Source organism: Pseudomonas sp. ok266, from assembly GCF_900110195.1.
Lineage (GTDB): Bacteria > Pseudomonadota > Gammaproteobacteria > Pseudomonadales > Pseudomonadaceae > Aquipseudomonas > Aquipseudomonas neuropathica.
The window spans coordinates 578750-599546 of sequence record NZ_FOCU01000001.1; the positions used below are offsets into that span (position 1 = coordinate 578750).

At 61.3% G+C, this 20797-nt stretch carries 18 protein-coding genes; 16 read left to right on the forward strand and 2 right to left on the reverse strand.

The annotated features are described in order from the left end of the window. The first annotated feature begins 51 nt into the window (after nt 1–51). From pilH to madM, 15 genes are all read left to right on the forward strand, one after another. Nucleotides 52–417, forward strand: coding sequence for a twitching motility response regulator PilH (pilH, locus tag BMY54_RS02775; RefSeq protein ID WP_026000666.1), 366 nt, complete (start codon nt 52–54; stop codon nt 415–417). Nucleotides 418–427: 10 nt separating this feature from the next. Then, nucleotides 428–967 carry a chemotaxis protein CheW gene (locus BMY54_RS02780; RefSeq protein ID WP_007913675.1) on the forward strand — a complete coding sequence of 180 codons (540 nt, stop codon included), beginning with the start codon at nt 428–430 and terminating at the stop codon, nt 965–967. 154 nt (nt 968–1121) lie between these two features. Then, on the forward strand, nt 1122–3170 hold the full coding sequence (locus BMY54_RS02785; RefSeq protein ID WP_093429842.1) for a methyl-accepting chemotaxis protein: 2049 nt from the start codon (nt 1122–1124) through the stop codon (nt 3168–3170). Nucleotides 3171–3181: 11 nt separating this feature from the next. Next, complete coding sequence (locus BMY54_RS02790; RefSeq protein ID WP_093429843.1) at nt 3182–9079, forward strand: hybrid sensor histidine kinase/response regulator; 5898 nt, start codon at nt 3182–3184, stop codon at nt 9077–9079. Then, nucleotides 9072–9542: a chemotaxis protein CheW gene (locus BMY54_RS02795; protein ID WP_093429844.1), complete on the forward strand. Its 471-nt coding sequence runs from the start codon at nt 9072–9074 to the stop codon at nt 9540–9542. The genes BMY54_RS02790 and BMY54_RS02795 overlap by 8 nt, the downstream gene beginning before the upstream one ends. A 537-nt stretch (nt 9543–10079) precedes the next feature. Then, nucleotides 10080–10445 (forward strand): DUF6124 family protein, encoded by a 366-nt coding sequence (locus BMY54_RS02800; protein WP_093429845.1) that lies wholly within the window; start codon nt 10080–10082, stop codon nt 10443–10445. Nucleotides 10446–10767: 322 nt separating this feature from the next. After that, nucleotides 10768–12438, forward strand: a complete 1671-nt coding sequence (mdcA, locus tag BMY54_RS02805) for a malonate decarboxylase subunit alpha (RefSeq protein WP_093429846.1) — start codon at nt 10768–10770, stop codon at nt 12436–12438. Beyond that, nucleotides 12438–13310, forward strand: coding sequence for a triphosphoribosyl-dephospho-CoA synthase (locus BMY54_RS02810; RefSeq protein WP_093429847.1), 873 nt, complete (start codon nt 12438–12440; stop codon nt 13308–13310). Before mdcA ends, BMY54_RS02810 begins: the two co-directional genes overlap by 1 nt. Next, nucleotides 13310–13609 (forward strand): malonate decarboxylase subunit delta, encoded by a 300-nt coding sequence (locus BMY54_RS02815; protein ID WP_007913697.1) that lies wholly within the window; start codon nt 13310–13312, stop codon nt 13607–13609. The genes BMY54_RS02810 and BMY54_RS02815 overlap by 1 nt, the downstream gene beginning before the upstream one ends. Then, nucleotides 13602–14453, forward strand: a complete 852-nt coding sequence (locus tag BMY54_RS02820) for a biotin-independent malonate decarboxylase subunit beta (protein ID WP_093429848.1) — start codon at nt 13602–13604, stop codon at nt 14451–14453. The genes BMY54_RS02815 and BMY54_RS02820 overlap by 8 nt, the downstream gene beginning before the upstream one ends. Continuing rightward, complete coding sequence (gene mdcE, locus BMY54_RS02825) at nt 14450–15235, forward strand: biotin-independent malonate decarboxylase subunit gamma (RefSeq protein ID WP_093429849.1); 786 nt, start codon at nt 14450–14452, stop codon at nt 15233–15235. The genes BMY54_RS02820 and mdcE overlap by 4 nt, the downstream gene beginning before the upstream one ends. Further along, the gene (locus BMY54_RS02830) at nt 15229–15849 is read left to right on the forward strand and encodes a malonate decarboxylase holo-ACP synthase (protein WP_016984758.1); all 621 of its coding nucleotides are present in this window, start codon (nt 15229–15231) and stop codon (nt 15847–15849) included. Before mdcE ends, BMY54_RS02830 begins: the two co-directional genes overlap by 7 nt. Continuing rightward, nucleotides 15846–16766: a malonate decarboxylase subunit epsilon gene (gene mdcH / locus BMY54_RS02835; RefSeq protein WP_093429850.1), complete on the forward strand. Its 921-nt coding sequence runs from the start codon at nt 15846–15848 to the stop codon at nt 16764–16766. Before BMY54_RS02830 ends, mdcH begins: the two co-directional genes overlap by 4 nt. Nucleotides 16767–16831: 65 nt before the next feature. Beyond that, entirely contained in the window at nt 16832–17224 is a 393-nt protein-coding gene (madL, locus tag BMY54_RS02840) for a malonate transporter subunit MadL (RefSeq protein WP_016984760.1), read from the forward strand. Nucleotides 17225–17229: 5 nt separating this feature from the next. Beyond that, nucleotides 17230–17994, forward strand: coding sequence for a malonate transporter subunit MadM (madM, locus tag BMY54_RS02845; protein ID WP_016984761.1), 765 nt, complete (start codon nt 17230–17232; stop codon nt 17992–17994). A 211-nt stretch (nt 17995–18205) separates the two neighbouring features. On the opposite strand, the gene BMY54_RS02850 is transcribed toward madM, so the two are convergent. Then, nucleotides 18206–19126, reverse strand: a complete 921-nt coding sequence (locus BMY54_RS02850) for a LysR family transcriptional regulator (protein WP_093429851.1) — start codon at nt 19124–19126, stop codon at nt 18206–18208. Between the two features lie 142 nt (nt 19127–19268). Between BMY54_RS02850 and BMY54_RS02855 the strand changes: the two genes are divergently transcribed. Further along, nucleotides 19269–19886: a PAQR family membrane homeostasis protein TrhA gene (locus tag BMY54_RS02855; RefSeq protein WP_007964065.1), complete on the forward strand. Its 618-nt coding sequence runs from the start codon at nt 19269–19271 to the stop codon at nt 19884–19886. Nucleotides 19887–20034: 148 nt separating this feature from the next. Here the strand turns inward: BMY54_RS02855 and BMY54_RS02860 are convergent, their stop codons facing one another. Then, nucleotides 20035–20754, reverse strand: coding sequence for a 16S rRNA (uracil(1498)-N(3))-methyltransferase (locus tag BMY54_RS02860; RefSeq protein WP_093429852.1), 720 nt, complete (start codon nt 20752–20754; stop codon nt 20035–20037). Nucleotides 20755–20797 lie beyond the last annotated feature (43 nt).

A 20797-nucleotide genomic window follows, 5' to 3' on the forward strand; every position in this document is an offset into this window, starting at 1 on the left:
AGTGACGCTCGGCCAGCGGGCCGCGCGTCGACAAGAAAAATGGGGAAAACCATGGCACGCATCCTGATCGTTGATGATTCGCCGACTGAAATGTACAAACTCACCGGCATGCTCGAAAAGCACGGCCATGAAGTGCTGAAGGCCGAAAACGGCGCCGACGGCGTGGCCCTTGCCCGTCAGGAAAAACCTGACGCGGTATTGATGGACATCGTCATGCCCGGCCTCAATGGTTTTCAGGCAACCCGTCAGTTGACCAAAGACCCGGAAACCGGACATATCCCGGTGATCATCATCACCACCAAGGATCAGGAAACCGACAAGGTCTGGGGCACCCGTCAGGGCGCCAAGGACTACCTGACCAAACCGGTCGACGAAGACACCCTGATCAAAACCCTGAACAACGTGCTCAAAGGCTGATCGCGCAACCATGAGCGAATCGCTGACCGCGTTCGAACTGCTCTGGCAAATCGACCAGCGCTGCCGCTTGCTGGCGGCGGATCTGCCGTCGCAACCGGCGCGTCAGGATCGCTGGAGCGGCATCGGCTTTCGCCTCGGCGAGCATTGGTATGTGGCGCCGATGGGCGAAGTCAGCGAAGTGCTGCACGAACCGCGCTTCACTCAATTGCCCGGGGTCAAGCCGTGGGTCAAAGGTGTGGCTAACCTGCGCGGGCGGCTGTTGCCGATCATGGATTTGTGCGGATTTTTCGGTCATGAACTGTCGCCGCTGCGTAAACAGCGGCGGGTCCTGGTGGTCGAGCATGGCGATGTGTTTGCCGGGTTGATGGTCGATGAGGTGATTGGTCTGCAGCATTTCGAGCAGGACAGCTTCGAACCGATCTCGATCAGCAAACGCCAGGGCTCCAAGGCCGAGTTCGTCAAAGGCTATTTCCGCCGTGAGCAGAACTGGCGGGTGTTCAGCCTGTTTGCGCTGGCCAAATCCCCGGTGTTCATGAGTGTCGCGATATAACAGATTCAACACCGTCCCCTGTGGGAGCGAGCCTGCTCGCGAAGAGGGCGTGTCAGGCAAGATAAATATTGGCTGACCCAGCGCTTTCGCGAGCAAGCTCGCTCCCACAGGGATTGCAGCAGGCCTCAAAGGTGTGGGTTAAGGGCGAGGACCGATGACAAAAGCAAAAACAGGCAAGCCGGCGGAAGGCTCGCGCAGTCGCTCGCAGATCATCGTGCTGTTCATCGCACTGATCGTATTCATCATGCTGCTGTTCGCCAACTTCGCTTACCTCAACACCCAGGCGAACTACGACAAACAGTACATCGGCCACGCCGGTGAACTGCGCGTGCTCTCGCAACGCATCGCCAAGAACGCCACCGAAGCCGCCGCCGGCAAGGCTGCCGCGTTCAAGTTGCTCAGCGATGCGCGCAACGATTTCGCCCAGCGCTGGGGTTACCTGAAGAAGGGCGATCCGGCCACCGGCCTGCCTCCCGCCCCGGCTACTGTGCGCCCGGAAATGCGCGCCGTGCAGCTCGACTGGGAACGCCTGCTGAAAAACACCGACGCGATTCTTTCCAGCGAACAGACCGTGCTGTCGCTGCATCAGGTCGCCGCAACGCTGGCCGAAACCGTGCCGCAGTTGCAGATTGAATACGAAAAAGTCGTCGAAATCCTCCTCCAGCGCGGTGCCCCGGCCGCGCAAGTGGCGATGGCCCAACGTCAATCGCTGCTCGCCGAACGCATCCTCGGCGCGGTCAACACGGTGCTCGCTGGCGACGAAAACTCGCAGCAAGCCGCCGACGCCTTTGGCCGCGATGCCACGCGCTTCGGCCAAGTGCTCAACGGCATGCTGCAAGGCAACCCGACGCTGAAAATCAGCCAGGTCGAAGATCGCGACGCCCGTGCTCGTTTGAGCGAAATCTCCGAGCTGTTCCAGTTTGTCTCCGGCTCCGTCGATGAAATCCTCGAAACCTCGCCGGAGCTGTTCAAGGTTCGTGAATCGGCGAGCAATATCTTCAGCCTCTCGCAAACCCTGCTCGACGAAGCCTCGCACTTGGCCACTCGCTTCGAGAACCTTGCCGGTGGGCGCAACACTGACACCATCGGCGGCTACGTCCTCGGTTTGCTGGCGCTGGCCTCGATCATCCTCATCGGCATGGTCATGGTCCGCGAAACCAATCGCCAGTTGCGTGAAACCGCCGAGAAGAACGAGCGCAACCAGAACGCGATCATGCGCCTGCTCGACGAAATCGAAGACCTCGCCGACGGCGACCTCACCGTGACCGCTTCGGTGACCGAAGACTTCACCGGCACCATCGCCGACTCGATCAACTACTCCGTCGACCAATTGCGCGATCTGGTCGCGACGATCAACCTCACCGCCGGCCAGGTTGCCGCCGCCGTGCAGGAAACCCAGGCCACCGCCATGCACCTGGCCCAGGCCTCGGAGCATCAGGCTCAGCAGATTTCCGAAGCCTCGACGGCGATCAGCGACATGGCCGAATCCATCGACCAGGTTTCGGCCAACGCCGCTGAGTCTTCAGCGGTAGCCGAGCGGTCCGTGGAGATCGCCAACAAGGGCAACGAGGTGGTGCACAACACCATCCACGGCATGGACAACATCCGCGAGCAGATTCAGGACACCGCCAAACGCATCAAGCGTCTGGGCGAGTCGTCGCAGGAAATCGGCGACATCGTCAGCCTGATCGACGACATTGCCGACCAGACCAACATCCTCGCCCTCAATGCGGCGATTCAGGCGTCGATGGCTGGTGATGCCGGGCGCGGGTTTGCCGTGGTCGCCGATGAAGTGCAGCGACTGGCTGAACGCTCGTCCGCCGCGACCCGGCAGATCGAAACCCTGGTGCGGGCGATTCAGACCGACACCAACGAAGCGGTCATCTCGATGGAGCAAACCACCACCGAAGTGGTGCGCGGCGCGCGACTGGCGCAGGATGCCGGTGTGGCCCTGGAAGAAATCGAAGGCGTGTCGAAGACCCTTGCGGCGCTGATTCAAAGCATCTCCAACGCAGCGCAGCAGCAGACGACTTCGGCCGGGCAGATCTCGCTGACGATGAACGTGATCCAGCAGATCACCTCGCAGACCTCGTCCGGCTCCACGGCCACCGCCGAGAGCATCGGCAACCTGACGAAAATGGCCAGTCAGCTACGGCGTTCGGTGTCCGGCTTCACCTTGCCGGCGGCGACAGATAAAGCGTGAGTGGAGTGGTTATGGGTGATCGGCACGACTACGTGGCCCTCGAATGGGTCAAAGGCGAAATTGCCGAAACGCTGAAACAGGCGCATCAAGCAATTGAAGCCGTGCTCGACGACCCGCAAGCGTTTCCCGGACTGGAGGAGTGCCTGGATTACATCCATCAGGTCCACGGCAGTCTGCAGATGGTCGAGTTCTACGGCGCAGCCTTGCTCGCTGAAGAAATGGAACATCTGGTCGAAGCCTTGCAACACGAGCGCGTCAGCCATCGCGACGAAGCCCTGCACCTGTTGCTGCAGGCCCTTGGGCAATTGCCGATTTACCTCGACCGCGTGCAGAGCGCCCGGAGAGATTTGCCGTTGGTGGTGCTGCCGCTGATCAACGATCTGCGCAGCGCCCGTGGCGAAAGCCTGTTGTCTGAAACCAGCCTGTTCAGCCCGCAATTGCCCGAACTGGCACCGCTAAACGCAGAAGCGTTGGCACTGCTGGAGCCGGCAGAACTGCCGAACGTGCTGCGCAAATTGCGCCAGATGCTGCAAATGGCTTTGGTCGGTTTGCTGCGCGAGCAGGATGACCAGACCCACCTCGGTTATCTGGCCAAAGTATTCACTCGCCTCGAAGCGCTGAGCGGTGATTCGCCGCTGAGCCCGCTGTGGCAAGTCGCCTCGGCGCTGGTCGAGGGCATGCGCGCAGGCGTCATCGCCAACAGCCCGGCGCTGCGCAGCCTGTTCAAGGATGCCGACAAAGAGCTCAAGCGTCTGCTCGAGCAAGGTATGTCCGGCCTCAATCAGCCGCCTCCGGCTGAGCTGCTGAAAAGCCTGTTGTTCTATATTGCCAAAGCCGAACATCCCACCGGGCAGATGCTGACCATGAAAGATCGCTACTCCCTGGACGACGCGTTGCCCGACAGCGCGATGGTCGACGAAGAACGCGCGCGCCTGGCCGGCCCCGATCGCGATGCGATGCGCTCGGTGCTGGCGGCGTTGTGTGAAGAACTGGTGCGGGTCAAGGAGCGCCTCGACCTGTTCGTGCGCAGCGACCGCCAGCACACCTCGGATCTGGAAAACCTGCTCGCACCCCTGCGGCAGATTGCCGACACCCTCGCGGTGCTCGGTTTCGGCCAGCCGCGCAAAGTGATCATTGATCAATTGGCCGTGGTGCTCAGCCTCGCTCAGGGCCAGCGCGAACCGAACGACGCGATCCTGATGGACGTTGCCGGCGCGCTGCTCTACGTCGAAGCGACGCTGGCCGGAATGGTCGGTACCGTCGAGCCGGAAAGCCCGGAAGATACGCGCCTGCCGACCACCGACCTGACGCAGATCCATCAGATCGTCATCAAGGAAGCGCGCATCTGCCTGCAACAGGCCAAGGACATGATCGTCGACTACATCGACGCCGATTGGGATCGCCAGCACCTGCAACCGTTGCCGGCGCTGCTGACTCAGGTGCGCGGGGCACTGGCGATGATTCCGTTGAACCGCGCGGCAAGTCTGGTCGAGGCGTGCAACGGGTTTATCCGCGAACATCTGTTGCTTGATCCGCACGAGCCGGGTTGGGAAGAGCTGGATCATCTGGCCGATGTCATCAGCAGCCTCGAGTATTACCTCGAACGTCTGAGCGACGACCCGCAGGCGCCGAGCGAGCAGTTGCTGGATGTCGCGCAGAAGTCCCTTGCGAGTCTGGGGTTCTTTCCAAATGAGCCGCATGTGCCCGTGCTCGACGACGTGCTCAGCCCCAGCGAAGCGCTGGTGATGCAGGACATGCAAGCGCTTGATGACCCGGAAACCGTGCAGTCGCTGGCCGACGTTCTGGCCAGCCCGGTTTCAGCGCTCAACCCGCCGGCATTGATCACGCCGGGCAGCTTGATGCCGCCGCCAGCCGATGAAGAACCGGTCGACGATGAACTGCGCGAAGTGTTCCTCGAAGAGACCGACGAGGTCCTCGAAGTCCTCCACGAATACCTGCCGCGCTGGATTGCCAATCCGCAGGACCGCGATGCGCTGACCGAACTGCGTCGCGCCTTCCACACGCTCAAGGGCAGCGGGCGCATGGTCCGCGCGCTGATTCTCGGTGAGCTGGCGTGGTCGGTGGAAAACCTGCTCAACCGCGTGCTCGAACAAAGTGTCGAACCGGGCTCGGTGGTGCAGCAAGTGCTGACCGACACCGTGCTGTTGCTGCCCGAGTTGATCAGCGAATTCGCCACTAGTAACCAGCGCCAGCGCGGCGATGTCGATCAGCTCGCGGCCCGTGCTCACGCCTTGGCCAAAGGTGACGAGCCATTGGCCGCCGAAGACGTCGACGATGTCGCGGCGCTCGATCCGCTGTTGCTGGAAATCTTCCGCAAAGAGGCCGAGACCCACCTCGCCAGCCTCAACCGCTTTCTCGATCAAGCCGCCGAGCATGTGCCGCTACAGGCCAGCGATGAATTGCAGCGCGCCCTGCACACGCTCAAGGGCAGTGCTTCGATGGCCGGTGTGCTGCCGATTGCCGAACTCGCTGCGCCGCTCGATCAACTGGCCCGCGAGTTCAAGGCGCATCAGTTGCCGCTGGACCTCGACGAAGTGGAGTTGCTGCTGGAAGCCGAGGGCCTGTTCCGCGTCGGCCTGCGTCAACTCAAGCATGATCCGCTGGCGCCGATTGTGGGTGCACAGTCGCTGATCAAACGCTCGGAAACCCTGCTCGCCGAGCGCTTGGAATCGATCCTCGATGCGCCGCACACCGGCCTGCGGATCAAGCGTGATCCGCAACTGATCAACAACTTCCTCGCTCAGGGCATGGACATCCTGCTCGACGCCGAAAGCCTGTTGCAGCGCTGGCAACAACACCCCGGCGAGCGTCAGGAACTCAGCGCCTTGCTGGATGAGCTGACCACCCTCGGCGAAGGCGCACATCTGGCGGATCTGCTGCCGGTGGATGTGCTGTGCGAAGCCTTGCTCGACCTGTATGGCGCGGTGGAAGAAAGCAGTCTGGCGGTCAGCGAACAGTTTTTCCGCGAAGCGCAGAACGCTCACGAAGCGCTGATCAACATGCTCGACGAACTGGCCGCCGGGCAGGAAGTCACGCCACAACCGGCGCGGATCCGGGCGTTGCATGATCTGCTCGATCAGAGCCTCGACCCATCGTCCATGGGCCTGATTCGCAGCGATGGCAGCCGTACCCTGAGCATCCGTGAACTGGGCAGCGCCACCGCCGAGTTGCAGCAAAAGGCAACGGCGCTTGAACCCGATGACGAGATCGTCGAGATTTTCCTTGAAGAAGCGGTCGACATTCTCGATAGCTCAGGCCAAGCCTTGCAGCGCTGGTTGAGCGACCCGGACAACGCTGCACCACTGTCCTCGCTGCAACGCGATCTGCACACCCTCAAGGGTGGCGCGCGGATGGCCGAAGTCGAGGCCATTGGCGATCTGGCTCAGGAGCTGGAAAGCTTTTACGAAGGCTTGGTGGATCGTCGCTACCACTACAGCGAAAGCCTGGGGCGCTTGCTGCTCAAGAGTCATGAGCGTTTGGCATTGTTGCTTGATCAACTGCAAAGCCATCAGCCGCTGATCCCGGCGCAGGATCTGATCGACACGATTCGTCAGGTACGTCAGGGCCACAGCGTCGCCGAAGCGCCGTCAGCAACAACCGAGCACGACAGCGCTGGCCACGATCCCGAACTGCTGGAAATCTTCCTCGAAGAAGGTTTCGACATCATCGAAAACTCCGGCGCCGCGCTGCTGCGCTGGCAAGCCGAGCCGGGCAATCGCCAGGAAGTGGAAACCCTGCTGCGCGATCTGCACACCCTCAAGGGTGGCGCGCGGATGGTCGAGATCGGGCCGATCGGCGACCTCGCCCATGAGCTGGAATACCTTTACGAAAGTCTTTCCAGCGGCGCTTTGCAGCCGTCGGCGGAGCTGTTTGCGCTGGTGCAGCGCGGGCATGATCGCTTGGCGCAAATGCTCGATGGCGTGCGCGCCGGGCAACCGTGTCCACCGGCCGATCGGCTGATCAACGCGATCCAGAATTTCAGCCATCCGGTGACGATAGAAACGCCGCCAGTGCTACCCGCTCCGGTCAAGACTGACGCGGCGCCGCCGGCTGCTGACGCTGGCGCGGACATGGTCAAAGTCTCCGCCGAACTGCTCGATGAGCTGGTCAATCTGGCCGGGGAAACCTCGATCTTCCGTGGTCGCATCGAGCAGCAGGTCAACGACGCACAGATCGCCCTGAACGAGATGGAAACCACCATCGAACGCATGCGCGATCAGTTGCGTCGTCTCGATACCGAAACCCAGGGGCGGATTCTCAGCCGCCAGCAGGTCGATGCCGAACGTCTCGGCTACGAAGAATTCGATCCGCTGGAAATGGACCGCCATTCGCAGTTGCAGCAACTGTCTCGCGCGCTGTTCGAATCGGCTTCCGACTTGCTCGACCTCAAGGAAACCCTCGACCGCCGTAATCACGACGCCGAGAACCTGTTGCAGCAACAGGGCCGCATCAACACCGAATTGCAGGAAGGCTTGATGCGTACGCGCATGGTGCCGTTCGAACGGATGTTGCCGCGCCTGAAACGCATCGTCCGCCAGGTCGCCGAAGAGCTGAACAAAGACGTCGCCTTCGTCGTCGGCAACGCTGAAGGCGAGATGGATCGCAATGTGCTGGAGCGCATGGCTGCGCCGCTGGAGCACATGCTGCGCAACGCCGTCGACCATGGTCTGGAGTCCGCCGAGGTGCGGCTGGCAGCGGGTAAACCGGCGCAAGGGCAGATCAGCCTGGACCTGTCCCGCGAGGGCGGCGACATCGTTTTCGACATTCGCGATGACGGCGCCGGCGTGCCGCTAGAAGCCGTGCGGCGCAAGGCGATCAAGCGCGGCATGCTCGCGCCGGAGGCCGAAATCAGCGACCGCGACGTGTTGCAGTTCATCCTCCAGCCGGGGTTTTCCACGGCGGAAAAGATCACGCAGATTTCCGGACGCGGCGTCGGCATGGACGTGGTGCACGAAGAAGTGCGGCAACTCGGCGGCAGCATGAGCATCGACTCGGTGCCGGGGCAGGGCGTGCATTTCCGTATTCGTTTGCCATTCACCGTGTCGGTCAACCGCGCATTGATGGTGCAGTGTGGCGAGGATCAATATGCGATTCCGCTGAACACCATCGAAGGCATCGTCCGCGTGTTGCCGAATGATCTGGAAGGGCACTTCCGCCAGGATCCACCGCGCTACCACTACGGCGGCCAGACCTATGAACTGTGCTACCTCGGCGAACTGCTGAAAACCGCACCACGGCCGAAACTGCTCGGCCAGAACCTGCCGTTACCGGTGCTGCTGGTGCACTACAACGACCGGCGCATCGCGGTGCTGGTCGATACCATGGCCGGCACCCGCGAGATTGTGGTGAAGAGTCTTGGCGCGCAGTTTGCGGCGGTGCAGGGCGTGTCTGGCGCGACGATTCTTGGCGATGGTCGAGTGGTGCTGATTCTCGATCTGCTTGCTCCGATCCGCGCGATGCAAGCACGGGTTGTGCAGCCGCCAACGCTGCCGGAGATCGACAGCGAACCGCAGAAACCACTGCTGGTGATGGTGGTCGACGACTCGGTCACCGTACGCAAGGTCACCAGCCGCTTGCTCGAACGCCACGGCATGAACGTGCTGACCGCCAAGGACGGTGTCGACGCCATGCTACTGCTCGAAGAACACATGCCCGACCTGATGCTGCTCGACATCGAAATGCCGCGCATGGACGGCTTCGAAGTCGCCACGCAAGTGCGCAACGACGAACGCCTGCAACACCTGCCGATCATCATGATCACCTCACGTACCGGGCAGAAACACCGCGACCGTGCCATGGCGATTGGCGTCAACGACTACCTCGGCAAGCCGTATCAAGAGTCGGTGCTGCTTGAAAGCATTGCCCAATGGAGCAAGAAACATGCATGAGCGCCGGCATAATCAGCGCAGCAGCCAACTCACCGGGTTGCTGCTGCCGTTGGCGGATCGCAATTTGATCCTGCCTAACGTCGCTGTCGCAGAGCTGATCGATTACCAGGCCAGCGCCTTCGATCTGGATACGCCGCCGTGGTATCTCGGCAAGGTTACGTGGCGTGAGCGGCAGATTCCGTTGCTGAGTTTTGAATCGGCGTGCGGGCAGAAAATCGTCATTGGCGAGCGCGCGCGGATCGTGATTTTGAATGCGCTGGGCGGGTTGCCGGAGTTGAAATTCATTGCGCTGCTGGTGCAGGGGATTCCGCGCTCTTACAAGCTCGACAGTCAGTTGAGCTATGTCGATGTGCCGTTGTGTGCGCTGGAGCAGGCGGCGGTGCAGGTCGGGGAGCAGGTGGCGAAGGTGCCTGACTTGCTTGGGCTGGAGAAGTTGTTGGTGGATGCGGGTCTCGTCCACTGATCCTGAGTTTGCGGTGATCTTGCTGGCCTCTTCGCGAGCAAGCTCGCTCCCACAGTGGGCTTATGTCGTCCACAAAATCTGCATTCACTGAAGATCCCCTGTGGGAGCGAGCTTGCTCGCGAAAGCGTCGTTCGCCACACCTTAAATCCGACAGACAAATCCTCAATCTTTGTGCGCAATAAACACCCTTTATCTCAGCTGTTTAAATACACCCGATGTTACGGCTCCCTAGCCTACAAATCCTTGCGCCGCTGCCTACGCATGCACCAGAATCCGCCGGCTTGTGCGCCGTGGGCTGGCTGCGTAACGTGGATTGGGTCACTGATTTCCAGTGATCGGGTTTAGCAGCCCGGCTTTGTCCTTACCTCGGTTGTACAAGTCTCATCCAGTCAGGCATTCGCCTGCGCTTGATGGTGGCTGTGCGCATGGCACCTTCGGGTGCGCCGGGTTGGGGTTTGACCGGTCTGCTAACTTGCGCATAGCCGCCACCCTACCGTTTAGCAGCGAGATGGTGAGGCCTAATAGAGGTTCATCCCCATGTTCAAAGTAACGCCAAACCCGCCGGTCACCGACCCGGCATCCCCCTACGAATCCCCCGATTCGAAGAAATTCCACGAAGCCGCCGAGCGCGCCCTCGATCATTACCTTGGCCCGACCAACGCCGACCTGATGGCCACGCCCTACACCCCGAACACGCTGTACATGGCCAACCCGAATGCCGACACCGAATCCCTGCTGGCGGACGCCAGTGAAACCCTCGGGTCGGCCACGGTGATGCTCAACAACCATGCGGCAATGGTGGAAGGTACGCACCGCAAGACTGTGCAAGGTATTGCGCAGGTGGTGATGGTGGCGGAGATGGCCGTCAACCGTTTGTTGGATAGGTTGGTGCCGACGGAGTAGCGAAAAAGCTGACCCTCACCCCAGCCCTCTCCCGGAGGGAGAGGGGGCCGACCGAGGTGTCTTGCGCTATACATCGACCTGAAAAGCCAAGTCGATTATGGGTTTGGTAAAGCGAGTCGATTATGGATTCGGTAAAGCACGATCAGGTCGGCGCAATTCCCGAATATCCCCCAATCAGTCCCCTCTCCCTCCGGGAGAGGGCTAGGGTGAGGGCGGCTCTTGATCGTTACCCTGAGCGTAATGATTCACCACCGCGCTTGATTGATGCCCCCACCCCACACGCCTACCTTAGCTCCACGACAGCGAACCCCGTGGAGTGAGCATGACAACAACAATTTCCCCCGACTCGCGCTGGACGCGGCGGCGCGATGAGAAGCAGCGCCGGCTCGACAAGGTGCGCGGGCTGGCCGACGGTGTGGTGTTGCCCACCGACAAGATCGTCGCCGCGCTCGAAGCGCTGATCCACCCCGGTGACCGTGTGGTGCTGGAGGGTAACAACCAGAAGCAGGCGGATTTCCTTTCGCGCTCGCTGGCCAAAGCCGACCCGGAAAAGCTCCACGACCTGCACATGATCATGCCCAGCGTCGGCCGCTCCGAGCACCTCGACCTGTTCGAACGCGGCATCGCCCGCAAGCTTGATTTCTCCTTCGCCGGAACCCAGAGCCTGCGCATCAGCCAGTTGCTGGAAGACGGCCTGCTGGAAATCGGCGCGATTCACACCTACATCGAACTCTACGCCCGGCTGGTGGTGGACCTGATCCCCAACGTCGTGCTCTCGGCCGGGTTCATGGCCGACCGCGCCGGCAACATCTACACCGGCCCGAGCACCGAAGACACTCCGGCACTGATCGAACCGGCCGCCTTCAGCGACGGCATCGTCATCGTCCAGGTCAACCAATTGGTCGACGACGTCAGCGAACTGCCGCGCGTGGACATCCCCGCCTCATGGGTCGACTTCGTGGTGGTGGCCGACAAGCCGTTCTACATCGAACCGCTGTTCACCCGCGACCCACGCCATATCAAGCCTGTGCACGTGCTGATGGCGATGATGGCGATCCGTGGCATCTACGAAAAACACAACGTGCAGTCGCTCAACCACGGCATCGGTTTCAACACCGCCGCCATCGAATTGATCCTGCCGACCTACGGTGAATCCCTCGGCCTCAAAGGCAAGATCTGTCGCAACTGGACGCTCAACCCGCACCCAACTTTGATCCCGGCAATCGAGAGCGGTTGGGTCGAAAGCGTGCATTGCTTCGGCACCGAACTGGGCATGGAAAACTACATCGCCGCGCGCCCCGACGTGTTCTTCACCGGCCGCGACGGCTCGCTGCGTTCCAACCGGATGTTCTGCCAACTGGCCGGGCAATACGCGGTGGATCTATTTATCGGCGCGACGTTGCAGGTCGATGGCGATGGCCATTCCTCGACCGTGACCCGTGGTCGCCTCGCCGGTTTCGGTGGCGCGCCGAACATGGGCCACGACCCGCGCGGCCGCCGTCACGGCACCCCGGCGTGGCTGGACATGCGCCACGACGACTCGCAGCAACCGATGCTCGAACGCGGCAAGAAACTCGTGGTGCAAATGGTCGAGACGTTCCAGGAGGGCGGCAAACCGACCTTCGTCGAAACCCTCGATGCGGTGGAAGTGGCGAAGAAAAGCGGCATGCCGCTGGCGCCGATCATGATCTACGGCGACGACGTCACCCACCTGCTCACCGAAGAAGGCATCGCCTACCTGTACAAGGCGCGCTCGCTGGAAGAGCGCCAGGCGATGATCGCTGCGGTCGCCGGCGTCACCGCCATCGGCCTGCGCCACAACCCGAAAGACACCGAACGCATGCGCCGCGAAGGCCTGATCGCCTTGCCCGAAGACCTCGGCATCCGTCGCACCGACGCCACCCGCGAATTGCTCGCGGCGAAAAGTGTGGCCGATCTGGTCGAGTGGTCCGGCGGCCTGTACAACCCGCCCGCGAAATTCAGGAGCTGGTAATGCACGCATTTAACCTGCAAGCGAAACCGCTTTCTCTGGCTGATCGATTGGCCGATCTGGCGGTGGACGCGCTGATCGACGAAGCCGATCTGTCGCCGAAACCGGCACTGGTCGACCGTCGCGGCAATGGCGCGCACACCGATCTGCACCTGGGCTTGATGCACGCTTCGGCGCTGTCGTTGTGGCCGGCGTTCAAGGAGATGGCTGAAGCGGCGGTTGCAATCGGTGAAGTCGATTCAACGTTACGCGAAGCGATTGGCCGGATCGGTCGTGAAGGCGAGCAAGCGATGCTCACGACCACCAACGGCGTGAACACGCATCGCGGCGCCATTTGGGCGCTGGGATTATTGGTGACCGCCGCTGCGCTGGAACCGCAATCCTCCAGCGCCAATGCCGTGACCCTGCGCGCCGCACGTCTCGCCCTGCTGGATGACCGCTACGCACCAAAACCTTTGAGCCACGGCGCCCAAGTCGCCCTGCGTTACGGCGCACGCGGCGCTCGTGAAGAAGCGCAACTCGGCTTCCCCTCGGTGTTGCAACGTGGCCTGCCGCAACTCAAACGCAGCCGCGCCAATGGCCACGGCGAACAGAACGCCCGGCTCGACGCCTTGCTCGCAATCATGACCAACCTCGCCGACACCTGCGTGCTCTACCGCGCCGGCGAAGAGGGTCTGCACGCCATGCAGTCCGGCGCGCAAGCGGTGCTCGACGCCGGTGGCAGCGCCAGCCTCAGCGGTCGCCGTCGCCTGCACGATCTCGATCAACAACTCATCGCATTGAATGCCTCGCCCGGTGGCGCCGCCGACTTGCTCGCCGCCACACTGCTGCTCGATCGCATCGAGCGCGACGGCATCCTTCAGGGAGCGTTTTGATGGAAACCCTATCGTTTGAATTCCCCGCCGGGCAGCCGCCACGCGGCCGTGCGCTGGTCGGTTGTGTCGGCTCGGGTGATCTGGAAGTGCTGATCGAACCGGGTCTGGCCGGCAAACTGACAATCAATGTGCAGACCTCGGTCAACGGCGCGCAGTTGCGTTGGCAGCACCTGTTTGCGCGGATGTTCGACGGCACCACGCCGCCGGCGATGGCCATCGATATCCACGATTTCGGCGCGACGCCGGGGGTGGTGCGCTTGCGTCTGGAACAAGGTTTCGAGGAGATCGGCCATGACTGACAGCGCAGCGTTGCTCAACAAACACAGCTTCGTCGAGCTCGGCGCGCGGCAACGGGCGAAAGCCTTGCTCGATGCCGGCAGCTTTCGTGAATTGCTCGACCCGTTTCAACGGGTGATGTCGCCGTGGCTTGAACGTCAGGGCGTGGTGCCGCAGGCCGATGACGGCGTGGTGATCGCCAAGGGCAGCCTCGACGGTTTGCCAGTGGTCATTGCCGCAATTGAAGGCGCGTTTCAGGGCGGCAGCCTTGGCGAAGTCGGCGGGGCGAAGATTGCCGGCGCGCTGGAACTGGCGGCTGAAGACAACCGCAAAGGCATTCCGACCCGCGCGGTGTTGCTGCTGGAAACCGGTGGCGTGCGCTTGCAGGAAGCCAATCTCGGGCTGGCGGCGATTGCCGATATTCATGCGGCGATTGTCGATTTGCAGCAGTACCAACCGGTGGTCGGTGTGGTCGCGGGCAGCGTCGGGTGTTTCGGCGGCATGTCGATTGCGGCGGCGCTGTGCAGCTATCTATTGGTGACTCAGGAAGCGCGCCTTGGTTTGAACGGCCCGCAGGTCATCGAACAGGAAGCGGGCATCGAAGAATACGACTCCCGCGACCGACCCTTCATTTGGAGCCTGACCGGTGGCGAGCAGCGTTTCGACACTGGTCTGGTGGATCGTTATGTCGCCGATGATGTGGCGAAGATTCGTCAGCAGGTCGGCGAATTGCTGCAGCAAGGTTTGCCAAAACAACCACGCAGGCAACGCGCCGAATGGTTTCTGCAACGCCTGAGCAGTCTGAACACTGACCCGCAAATCGAACCGTCGGTGGTTCGCGATCTGTATCAAGGAGAGCGCTCATGAGCGGTTATTCACTGCGCGGTTTGAACTGGTTCGACGCCTTGAGCGCCGGGGCGAAAGCCGTTGAGGGTTTGCCGCCATCGCTGCGGGTTGCCGATGGTGAACTTGGGCGTTTTATCGCCGTGGTCGCTGATCCGGACAATCGTTTTCCGCGTGCGCGCAACGGCGAAGTCGGTTTGCTTGAAGGCTGGGGTTTGGCCAAGACTGTGGATGACGCGATCACTGCTGATCGTGACAAAGCGCAGAAACGCCCGATCATCGCCATCGTCGATGTGCCGAGCCAGGCTTATGGTCGGCGCGAAGAAGCCCTCGGCATTCATCAGGCGCTGGCCGGTGCGGCGGACAGTTATGCCCGTGCGCGGTTGGCCGGGCATCCGGTGATTGCATTACTGGTCGGTAAGGCAATGTCCGGGGCGTTTCTCGCTCATGGTTATCAGGCCAACCGTTTGATTGCGCTGCGCGATCCGGGCGTGATGGTGCATGCGATGGGCAAGGCGTCGGCGGCGCGGGTGACGTTGCGCAGTGTTGAAGAGCTCGAAGCGCTGGCCGCCACTGTGCCGCCGATGGCTTATGACATCGACAGCTATGCCAGCCTCGGATTGCTCTGGGAAACCCTGTCGGTGCAGCAGACTGAGCAGCCGACGGCGGAGGATCTATCGAGAGTTAACGAGTGCCTGAAGCAAGCCATCGGCGATGTCGTCAGCACTGATCTGAGCAATCGCCTCGGCGCGAAGAATCGTGCGGCCTCCAGCAAGGTGCGCGAGCTGTTGAGGGCGCAGTGGTGAGCACGCCTCTGGCCCACGATCTGCTCTGGGGCATGACCCCGGCGCAGTTGCCGGCGGATGCGCCGCTGTGGGCCGTCGAGTCATTAGCCGCCGGGCAACCGGTGGTAGTGCGACGGGCGTTGAGTGCTGAGGGTTTTGTCGCGGTCGGCGTGCGCGGTGTGTTGCGCGAGCAGCGCTGGGCGGCATTTATGGCCGTCGATTCGATTGCCTGTCGGGTCAGTCCAGAGGCGCTGTGTCACGTCGACAGTGAGCGCAATCTGCCAGTCATGCACGCGCTCCAACAGCTGCGGCCGATGCTCGACGATTGCGGTTGGGTCTGGGGTGTCAGCGGCAGTGTCGGGTTTGAATTGGCCAGCGGTTTTACCGCGATGCACGCGGCCAGTGATCTCGATTTGATTCTGCGTACACCGCAACTGATCACGCGTAATCAGGCACGCAAACTTGTCGCGGTTTTTGATCAGGCTGTGTGCCGGGTGGATATGCAATTGCAGACGCCGTTTGGTGCTGTGGCTTTGCGTGAATGGGCTAGCGGTTCGGCGCGGGTGCTGCTGAAAAATGCTCATCAGGCTTGCCTGGTGATTGATCCGTGGAATCCGCAGGAGCAGGCAGCGTGAGCAGTCTGCTGGTGTTCCCCGGCCAGGGCGCGCAGCAGGCGGGCATGTTTCAGCGCTTGCCTCGGGAAACCTTGGTCGAAGCCAGTGATGTACTTGGCGAAGATGTTTTGCTGCTCGATTCTGCTCAAGCATTGCGCACGACGAGGGCGGTTCAGCTGTGCCTGCTGATCGCCGGCGTCGCGGCTTCACGACAGTTATTGCAGGACGGACTCACGGCGGATTACGTCGCCGGCTTGTCCATCGGCGCTTACCCGGCAGCGGTGGTCGCTGGAGCGTTGAGCTTCAGCGATGCGCTGCATCTGGTCAGCCTGCGCGGTGAGTTGATGCAGCAGGCTTATCCACAGGGCTACGGCATGACCGCGATCATCGGCCTGCAATTATCCACAGTCGAAACACTGCTCGCACAGGTGCACAGTGAAGATTCGCCGGTGTACCTGGCCAACATCAATGCCGATAACCAGGTGGTGATCGCCGGCAGTGACGAGGCCATGCAAGCCGTGGCCGAACTGGCGCGCAGTCGTGGCGCTGGTCTGGCGAAACGCCTGGCGGTGAGTGTGCCGTCGCACTGTCCGCTGCTGGAGGCACCTGCACAAACCCTCGCCGAGGCCTTCGCCAAAGTTGAACTGAAAACTCCGAAAATCGCTTACCTGAGCGGCAGCCGCGCGCGTCCTGTGACCAAAATCGAAGCGCTGCGCGATGACCTCGCCTTCAACATGTGCCGCGTGGTGGATTGGCGCGGCACCGTACAAAGCGCCTACGAGCGCGGCGTGCGTTTACAGATCGAACTGCCGCCCGGTGCGGTGCTGACCGGGCTGGCGCGCCGGGTGTTCGAACAGGGCACGGTCACTGCCTTCGACAGTGCGCGTCTCGACACCTTGCAGGCGCTGTTGCGTGAGGAGGGTGGCCGCCAACTCTAAAACCGCCGACTCAAGCTTCGAACAACAAAAACAACATTCGACGATGCACTTTGAGGACTACAACAATGATTATTTACGGTGTGGCGTTTCTCGCCTTTTGTACGCTGGTGGGTATCTGGGTCGGTGAACTGCTCGGCAAGCTGATCGGCGTGCCGGCCAACGTCGGCGGCGTCGGCATTGCGATGCTGCTGTTGATCGGCCTCGGCAGTTATCTGAACAAAAGCGGCTGGCTCAAGGGCAAGACCGAGCAGGGTGTCGAGTTCTGGAGCGCTATCTACATTCCGATCGTCGTGGCGATGGCAGCGCAGCAGAACGTGTACGGCGCGCTCAAGGGCGGGCCAATGGCGATCCTCGCCGGGACGCTTGCCGTGGTGATCGCTTTTGCCCTGGTGCCCGTGCTGACGCGCATGGGCAACAAGGAGCAGACCCCGATAGCTCCAGCCAAGACTGCGGGGTAATCGCCATGTACGAATCAATGATGAAAGTGATCACCGGTTACGGTTTGATCAGCGGGTTTCTGATTGTCGGGCTGACCATGTGGGTGTCCTACTGGATGTCCAATACCTTCACCAAAGGTCGTTTGCACGGCTCGGCCATCGCCATTTTGCTGGGGCTGGTGCTGTCGTATGTCGGCGGTGCGCTGACCGGTGGGCAGAAGGGCGTAGTGGATATTCCGTTGCTGTCGGGCATCGGTTTGCTCGGTGGTGCGATGCTGCGCGATTTTGCGATTGTGGCCACGGCGTTTGGCGTGAGTGTCGATGAGCTGAAACGGGCAGGGTTCGTCGGGGTGCTGGCGCTGTTTGTCGGCGTAGGCACGTCGTTCGTGGCGGGTGTTGGTGTGGCGATGGCGTTCGGTTATACCGATGCCGTTAGCCTGACCACTATTGGTGCCGGCGCGGTGACCTACATCGTCGGCCCGGTGACCGGCGCGGCGATTGGCGCCAGTTCCGAGGTCATGGCGCTGTCGATTGCAGCGGGGTTGATCAAGGCGATTCTGGTGATGGTGATGACGCCGTTCGTGGCGCCGATGATTGGCCTGAACAATCCACGCAGCGCGGTGATTTTCGGCGGGCTGATGGGCACGTCCAGTGGTGTGGCCGGCGGGTTGGCGGCGACGGATCCGAAGCTGGTGCCTTATGGGTGTCTGACGGCGGCGTTTTATACCGCGCTTGGGTGTTTGCTTGGGCCTTCGCTGTTGTTTTTGGCGATGCGCGGGTTGGTGGGATAACAGCTAAGAGCTGCCCTCACCCTAGCCCTCCCGAAACGTCGGACCGCCCGTAGGGAGAGGGGACTGACCGAGCTGAATGTTGGAAGTACGCCGACCTGAAATTTCCGAGTCGAACTCAGGTTTTGAAAGGCCCCCGGTCTGCTCCCTTCCCCCTCGCCCCCTTGGGGGAGAGGGCCGGGGTGAGGGGGTAGCTCTTGATCTTGATTTTGCTCTAAATCCCAGCCTGTCGATTGGCATACATCCGACACTCCGCCAACAACGCCAGCAAATTCGGATCCCTCTCCTTGGCCTTCAAAAACACCACGCCAATGTGCTGCTGCAACCGGTACTTCTCCTGCAACGGAATCAACTTCACCCGATTCTCATACACCACCGCAATCCTTCCCGGCAGCAATGCATAACCCACTCCCGAACTGACCATGCTCAACAGCGTGAAGATGTCATTCACCTGCATCGCCACTTTCGGCTCGAACCCCGCCTGCTTGAATACCCGGTTACCGTCCTGATGCGTGGCAAAACCCTGGGTCAAGGTGATAAAAGTTTCATCCCGGACTTCCGCCAGATCCACTTCACTGCGCTGGGCAAACTTTGAATCCGCCGGTGTGGCGAGGAAGATGTCGTCAGAAAACAGCGCGATCTGCTCGCAATCCGGGTCGTTGATGCTGTCATCCAGCGACACCAGGATCGCGTCGACTTCCATGTTCTTCAGCTTGTAGAGCAGGTCGATGTTCGAGCCGAGGATCAGGTCGATATTGAGTTCGCTGCGGCGGATCTTCAGGCCCATGATCAGTTGCGGTACGGTTTTCACTGTCAGCGAATACAGCGAGCCGAGTTTGAAGCGTTCGGCGGAGAACCCGGCGGCTTCGCGGGTCAAGCGTACGCTTTCGACGACGTCGTTGATCAGCTTCTGCGCCCGTTCTTCGAGCACATAAGCGCTTTCCAGCGGCGTCAGGTTGCGCCCTTCGTGTTTGAACAGCGGGCAGCGCAGGGCGCTTTCCAGCGAGTGGATCGCGCGGTGCACGCTGACGTTGCTGGTCTGTAACTCGGCAGCGGCGCGCGCGAGGTTGCCGGTACGCATGAAAGCGAGGAACACCTCGAGTTTTTTCAGGGTCAATTCTTCGTCGATCAGCATGGCGCGGACTCTTTTTGGAATGCTTCGATTGTGCCCAATTACCGTGGCGTGCGCAGGTCCGCGTTGAACAGAAACATTGCGCTTTTACGCTTAAGGCCCGAGCCTTGCGCGCTGCGGTAACGAATATTGAGGTGAGCGATACATGTATCACGGAGAAAAACTCAACGCCTGGACGCATTTGGTCGGGGCAGTGGCAGCGTTTATCGGCGGCGTCTGGATGCTGGTGATCGCCAGCCTCGACGGCAGCCCGTGGAAGATTGTCAGTGTGGCGATCTACGCTTTCACCTTGCTGGTGCTCTACAGCGCCTCGACCGTGTACCACAGCGTGCGCGGGCGCAAGAAAGCGATCATGAAGAAGGTCGATCATTTTTCGATCTATTTACTGATTGCCGGTAGCTACACGCCATTCTGTCTGGTCACCCTGCGTGGGCCGTGGGGCTGGACGTTGTTCGGAATTGTCTGGGGGCTGGCGCTGATCGGCATTCTGCAAGAGATCAAACCGCGTTCGGAGGCGCGGATTCTGTCGATCGTGATTTATGCGGTGATGGGCTGGATTGTGTTGGTGGCGGTGAAGCCTTTGATTGCGGCGCTGGGTACGGCCGGGTTTGCCTGGCTGGCGTCGGGCGGGGTTTTGTACACGGTGGGGATTATCTTTTTTGCCTTGGATCACCGGCTGCGGCATGCGCATGGGATCTGGCATTTGTTCGTGATTGCCGGGAGTTTGCTGCACTTTGTCGCGATTCTGTTTTATGTCCTGTAGCCCGGCTGACTGATCGTTCCCACGCTCTGCGTGGTAACGCCTCCTGTGACGCTCTGCGTCACGCCGTTTGGGACGCGGAGCGTCCCGGGCTGCATTCCCACGCAGAGCGTGGGAACGATCAATCAGGGGGACGTATTCCAATTTTGGATTAGAAGTCACCCCAAAGCTGTTGAGCCACCGCCAGTGCCACCACTGGCGCCGTCTCGGTACGCAATACGCGCGGTCCAAGGCGGGCGGCGTGGAAGCCGTTGCTCTTGGCCTGCTCGACTTCGGCATCTGTCAAACCGCCTTCCGGCCCGATCAGGAACGCCAGCGTCGCCGGTTTGGCATGACTCACCAACGGCTCCGCCACTGGATGCAGCACCAGTTTCAACGCGGCTTCGGTCTGCTTGATCCAGTCCGCCAACAACACCGGCGGATGAATCACCGGCACCCGCGAGCGTCCACATTGCTCACACGCGCTGATCGCCACCTGACGCCAATGCAGCAGGCGTTTGTCGGCGCGTTCGTCCTTGAGGCGGACTTCACAGCGATCACTGAAGATTGGGGTGATTTCATTCACGCCCAGTTCGGTGGCTTTCTGAATCGCCCAGTCCATTCGCTCGCCACGGGACAGGCCCTGGCCGAGGTGAATGTGCAGCGGCGATTCGACCTGGCCGGCGAATTGCTCATCGATCTGCACGGTCACGCGCTTCTTGCCGACTTCCAGCAGGGCGCCGCGAAATTCATGGCCGGAACCGTCGAACAACTGCACCGCATCGCCCTCGGCCATGCGCAGTACGCGGCTGATGTAATGCGCCTGGGCTTCCGGCAATTCGTGTTCGCCGGTGCTCAGCGGGGAGTCGATAAAGAAGCGGGACAGTCTCATTTCGGGTCTCTGGAAAGATGTGAATCAGGTGGATCGGTGTCGA

Excerpts from the sequence above, each read along its gene's own strand:
- pilH (WP_026000666.1), top strand. The coding sequence starts at position 52 with ATGGCACGCATCCTGATCGTTGATGATTCGCCGACTGAAATGTACAAA.
- BMY54_RS02780 (WP_007913675.1), top strand. The coding sequence starts at position 428 with ATGAGCGAATCGCTGACCGCGTTCGAACTGCTCTGGCAAATCGACCAG.
- BMY54_RS02785 (WP_093429842.1), top strand. The coding sequence starts at position 1,122 with ATGACAAAAGCAAAAACAGGCAAGCCGGCGGAAGGCTCGCGCAGTCGC.
- BMY54_RS02790 (WP_093429843.1), top strand. The coding sequence starts at position 3,182 with ATGGGTGATCGGCACGACTACGTGGCCCTCGAATGGGTCAAAGGCGAA.
- BMY54_RS02795 (WP_093429844.1), top strand. The coding sequence starts at position 9,072 with ATGCATGAGCGCCGGCATAATCAGCGCAGCAGCCAACTCACCGGGTTG.
- BMY54_RS02800 (WP_093429845.1), top strand. The coding sequence starts at position 10,080 with ATGTTCAAAGTAACGCCAAACCCGCCGGTCACCGACCCGGCATCCCCC.
- mdcA (WP_093429846.1), top strand. The coding sequence starts at position 10,768 with ATGACAACAACAATTTCCCCCGACTCGCGCTGGACGCGGCGGCGCGAT.
- BMY54_RS02810 (WP_093429847.1), top strand. The coding sequence starts at position 12,438 with ATGCACGCATTTAACCTGCAAGCGAAACCGCTTTCTCTGGCTGATCGA.
- BMY54_RS02815 (WP_007913697.1), top strand. The coding sequence starts at position 13,310 with ATGGAAACCCTATCGTTTGAATTCCCCGCCGGGCAGCCGCCACGCGGC.
- BMY54_RS02820 (WP_093429848.1), top strand. The coding sequence starts at position 13,602 with ATGACTGACAGCGCAGCGTTGCTCAACAAACACAGCTTCGTCGAGCTC.
- mdcE (WP_093429849.1), top strand. The coding sequence starts at position 14,450 with ATGAGCGGTTATTCACTGCGCGGTTTGAACTGGTTCGACGCCTTGAGC.
- madL (WP_016984760.1), top strand. The coding sequence starts at position 16,832 with ATGATTATTTACGGTGTGGCGTTTCTCGCCTTTTGTACGCTGGTGGGT.
- madM (WP_016984761.1), top strand. The coding sequence starts at position 17,230 with ATGTACGAATCAATGATGAAAGTGATCACCGGTTACGGTTTGATCAGC.
- BMY54_RS02850 (WP_093429851.1), bottom strand. The coding sequence starts at position 19,126 with ATGCTGATCGACGAAGAATTGACCCTGAAAAAACTCGAGGTGTTCCTC.
- BMY54_RS02855 (WP_007964065.1), top strand. The coding sequence starts at position 19,269 with ATGTATCACGGAGAAAAACTCAACGCCTGGACGCATTTGGTCGGGGCA.
- BMY54_RS02860 (WP_093429852.1), bottom strand. The coding sequence starts at position 20,754 with ATGAGACTGTCCCGCTTCTTTATCGACTCCCCGCTGAGCACCGGCGAA.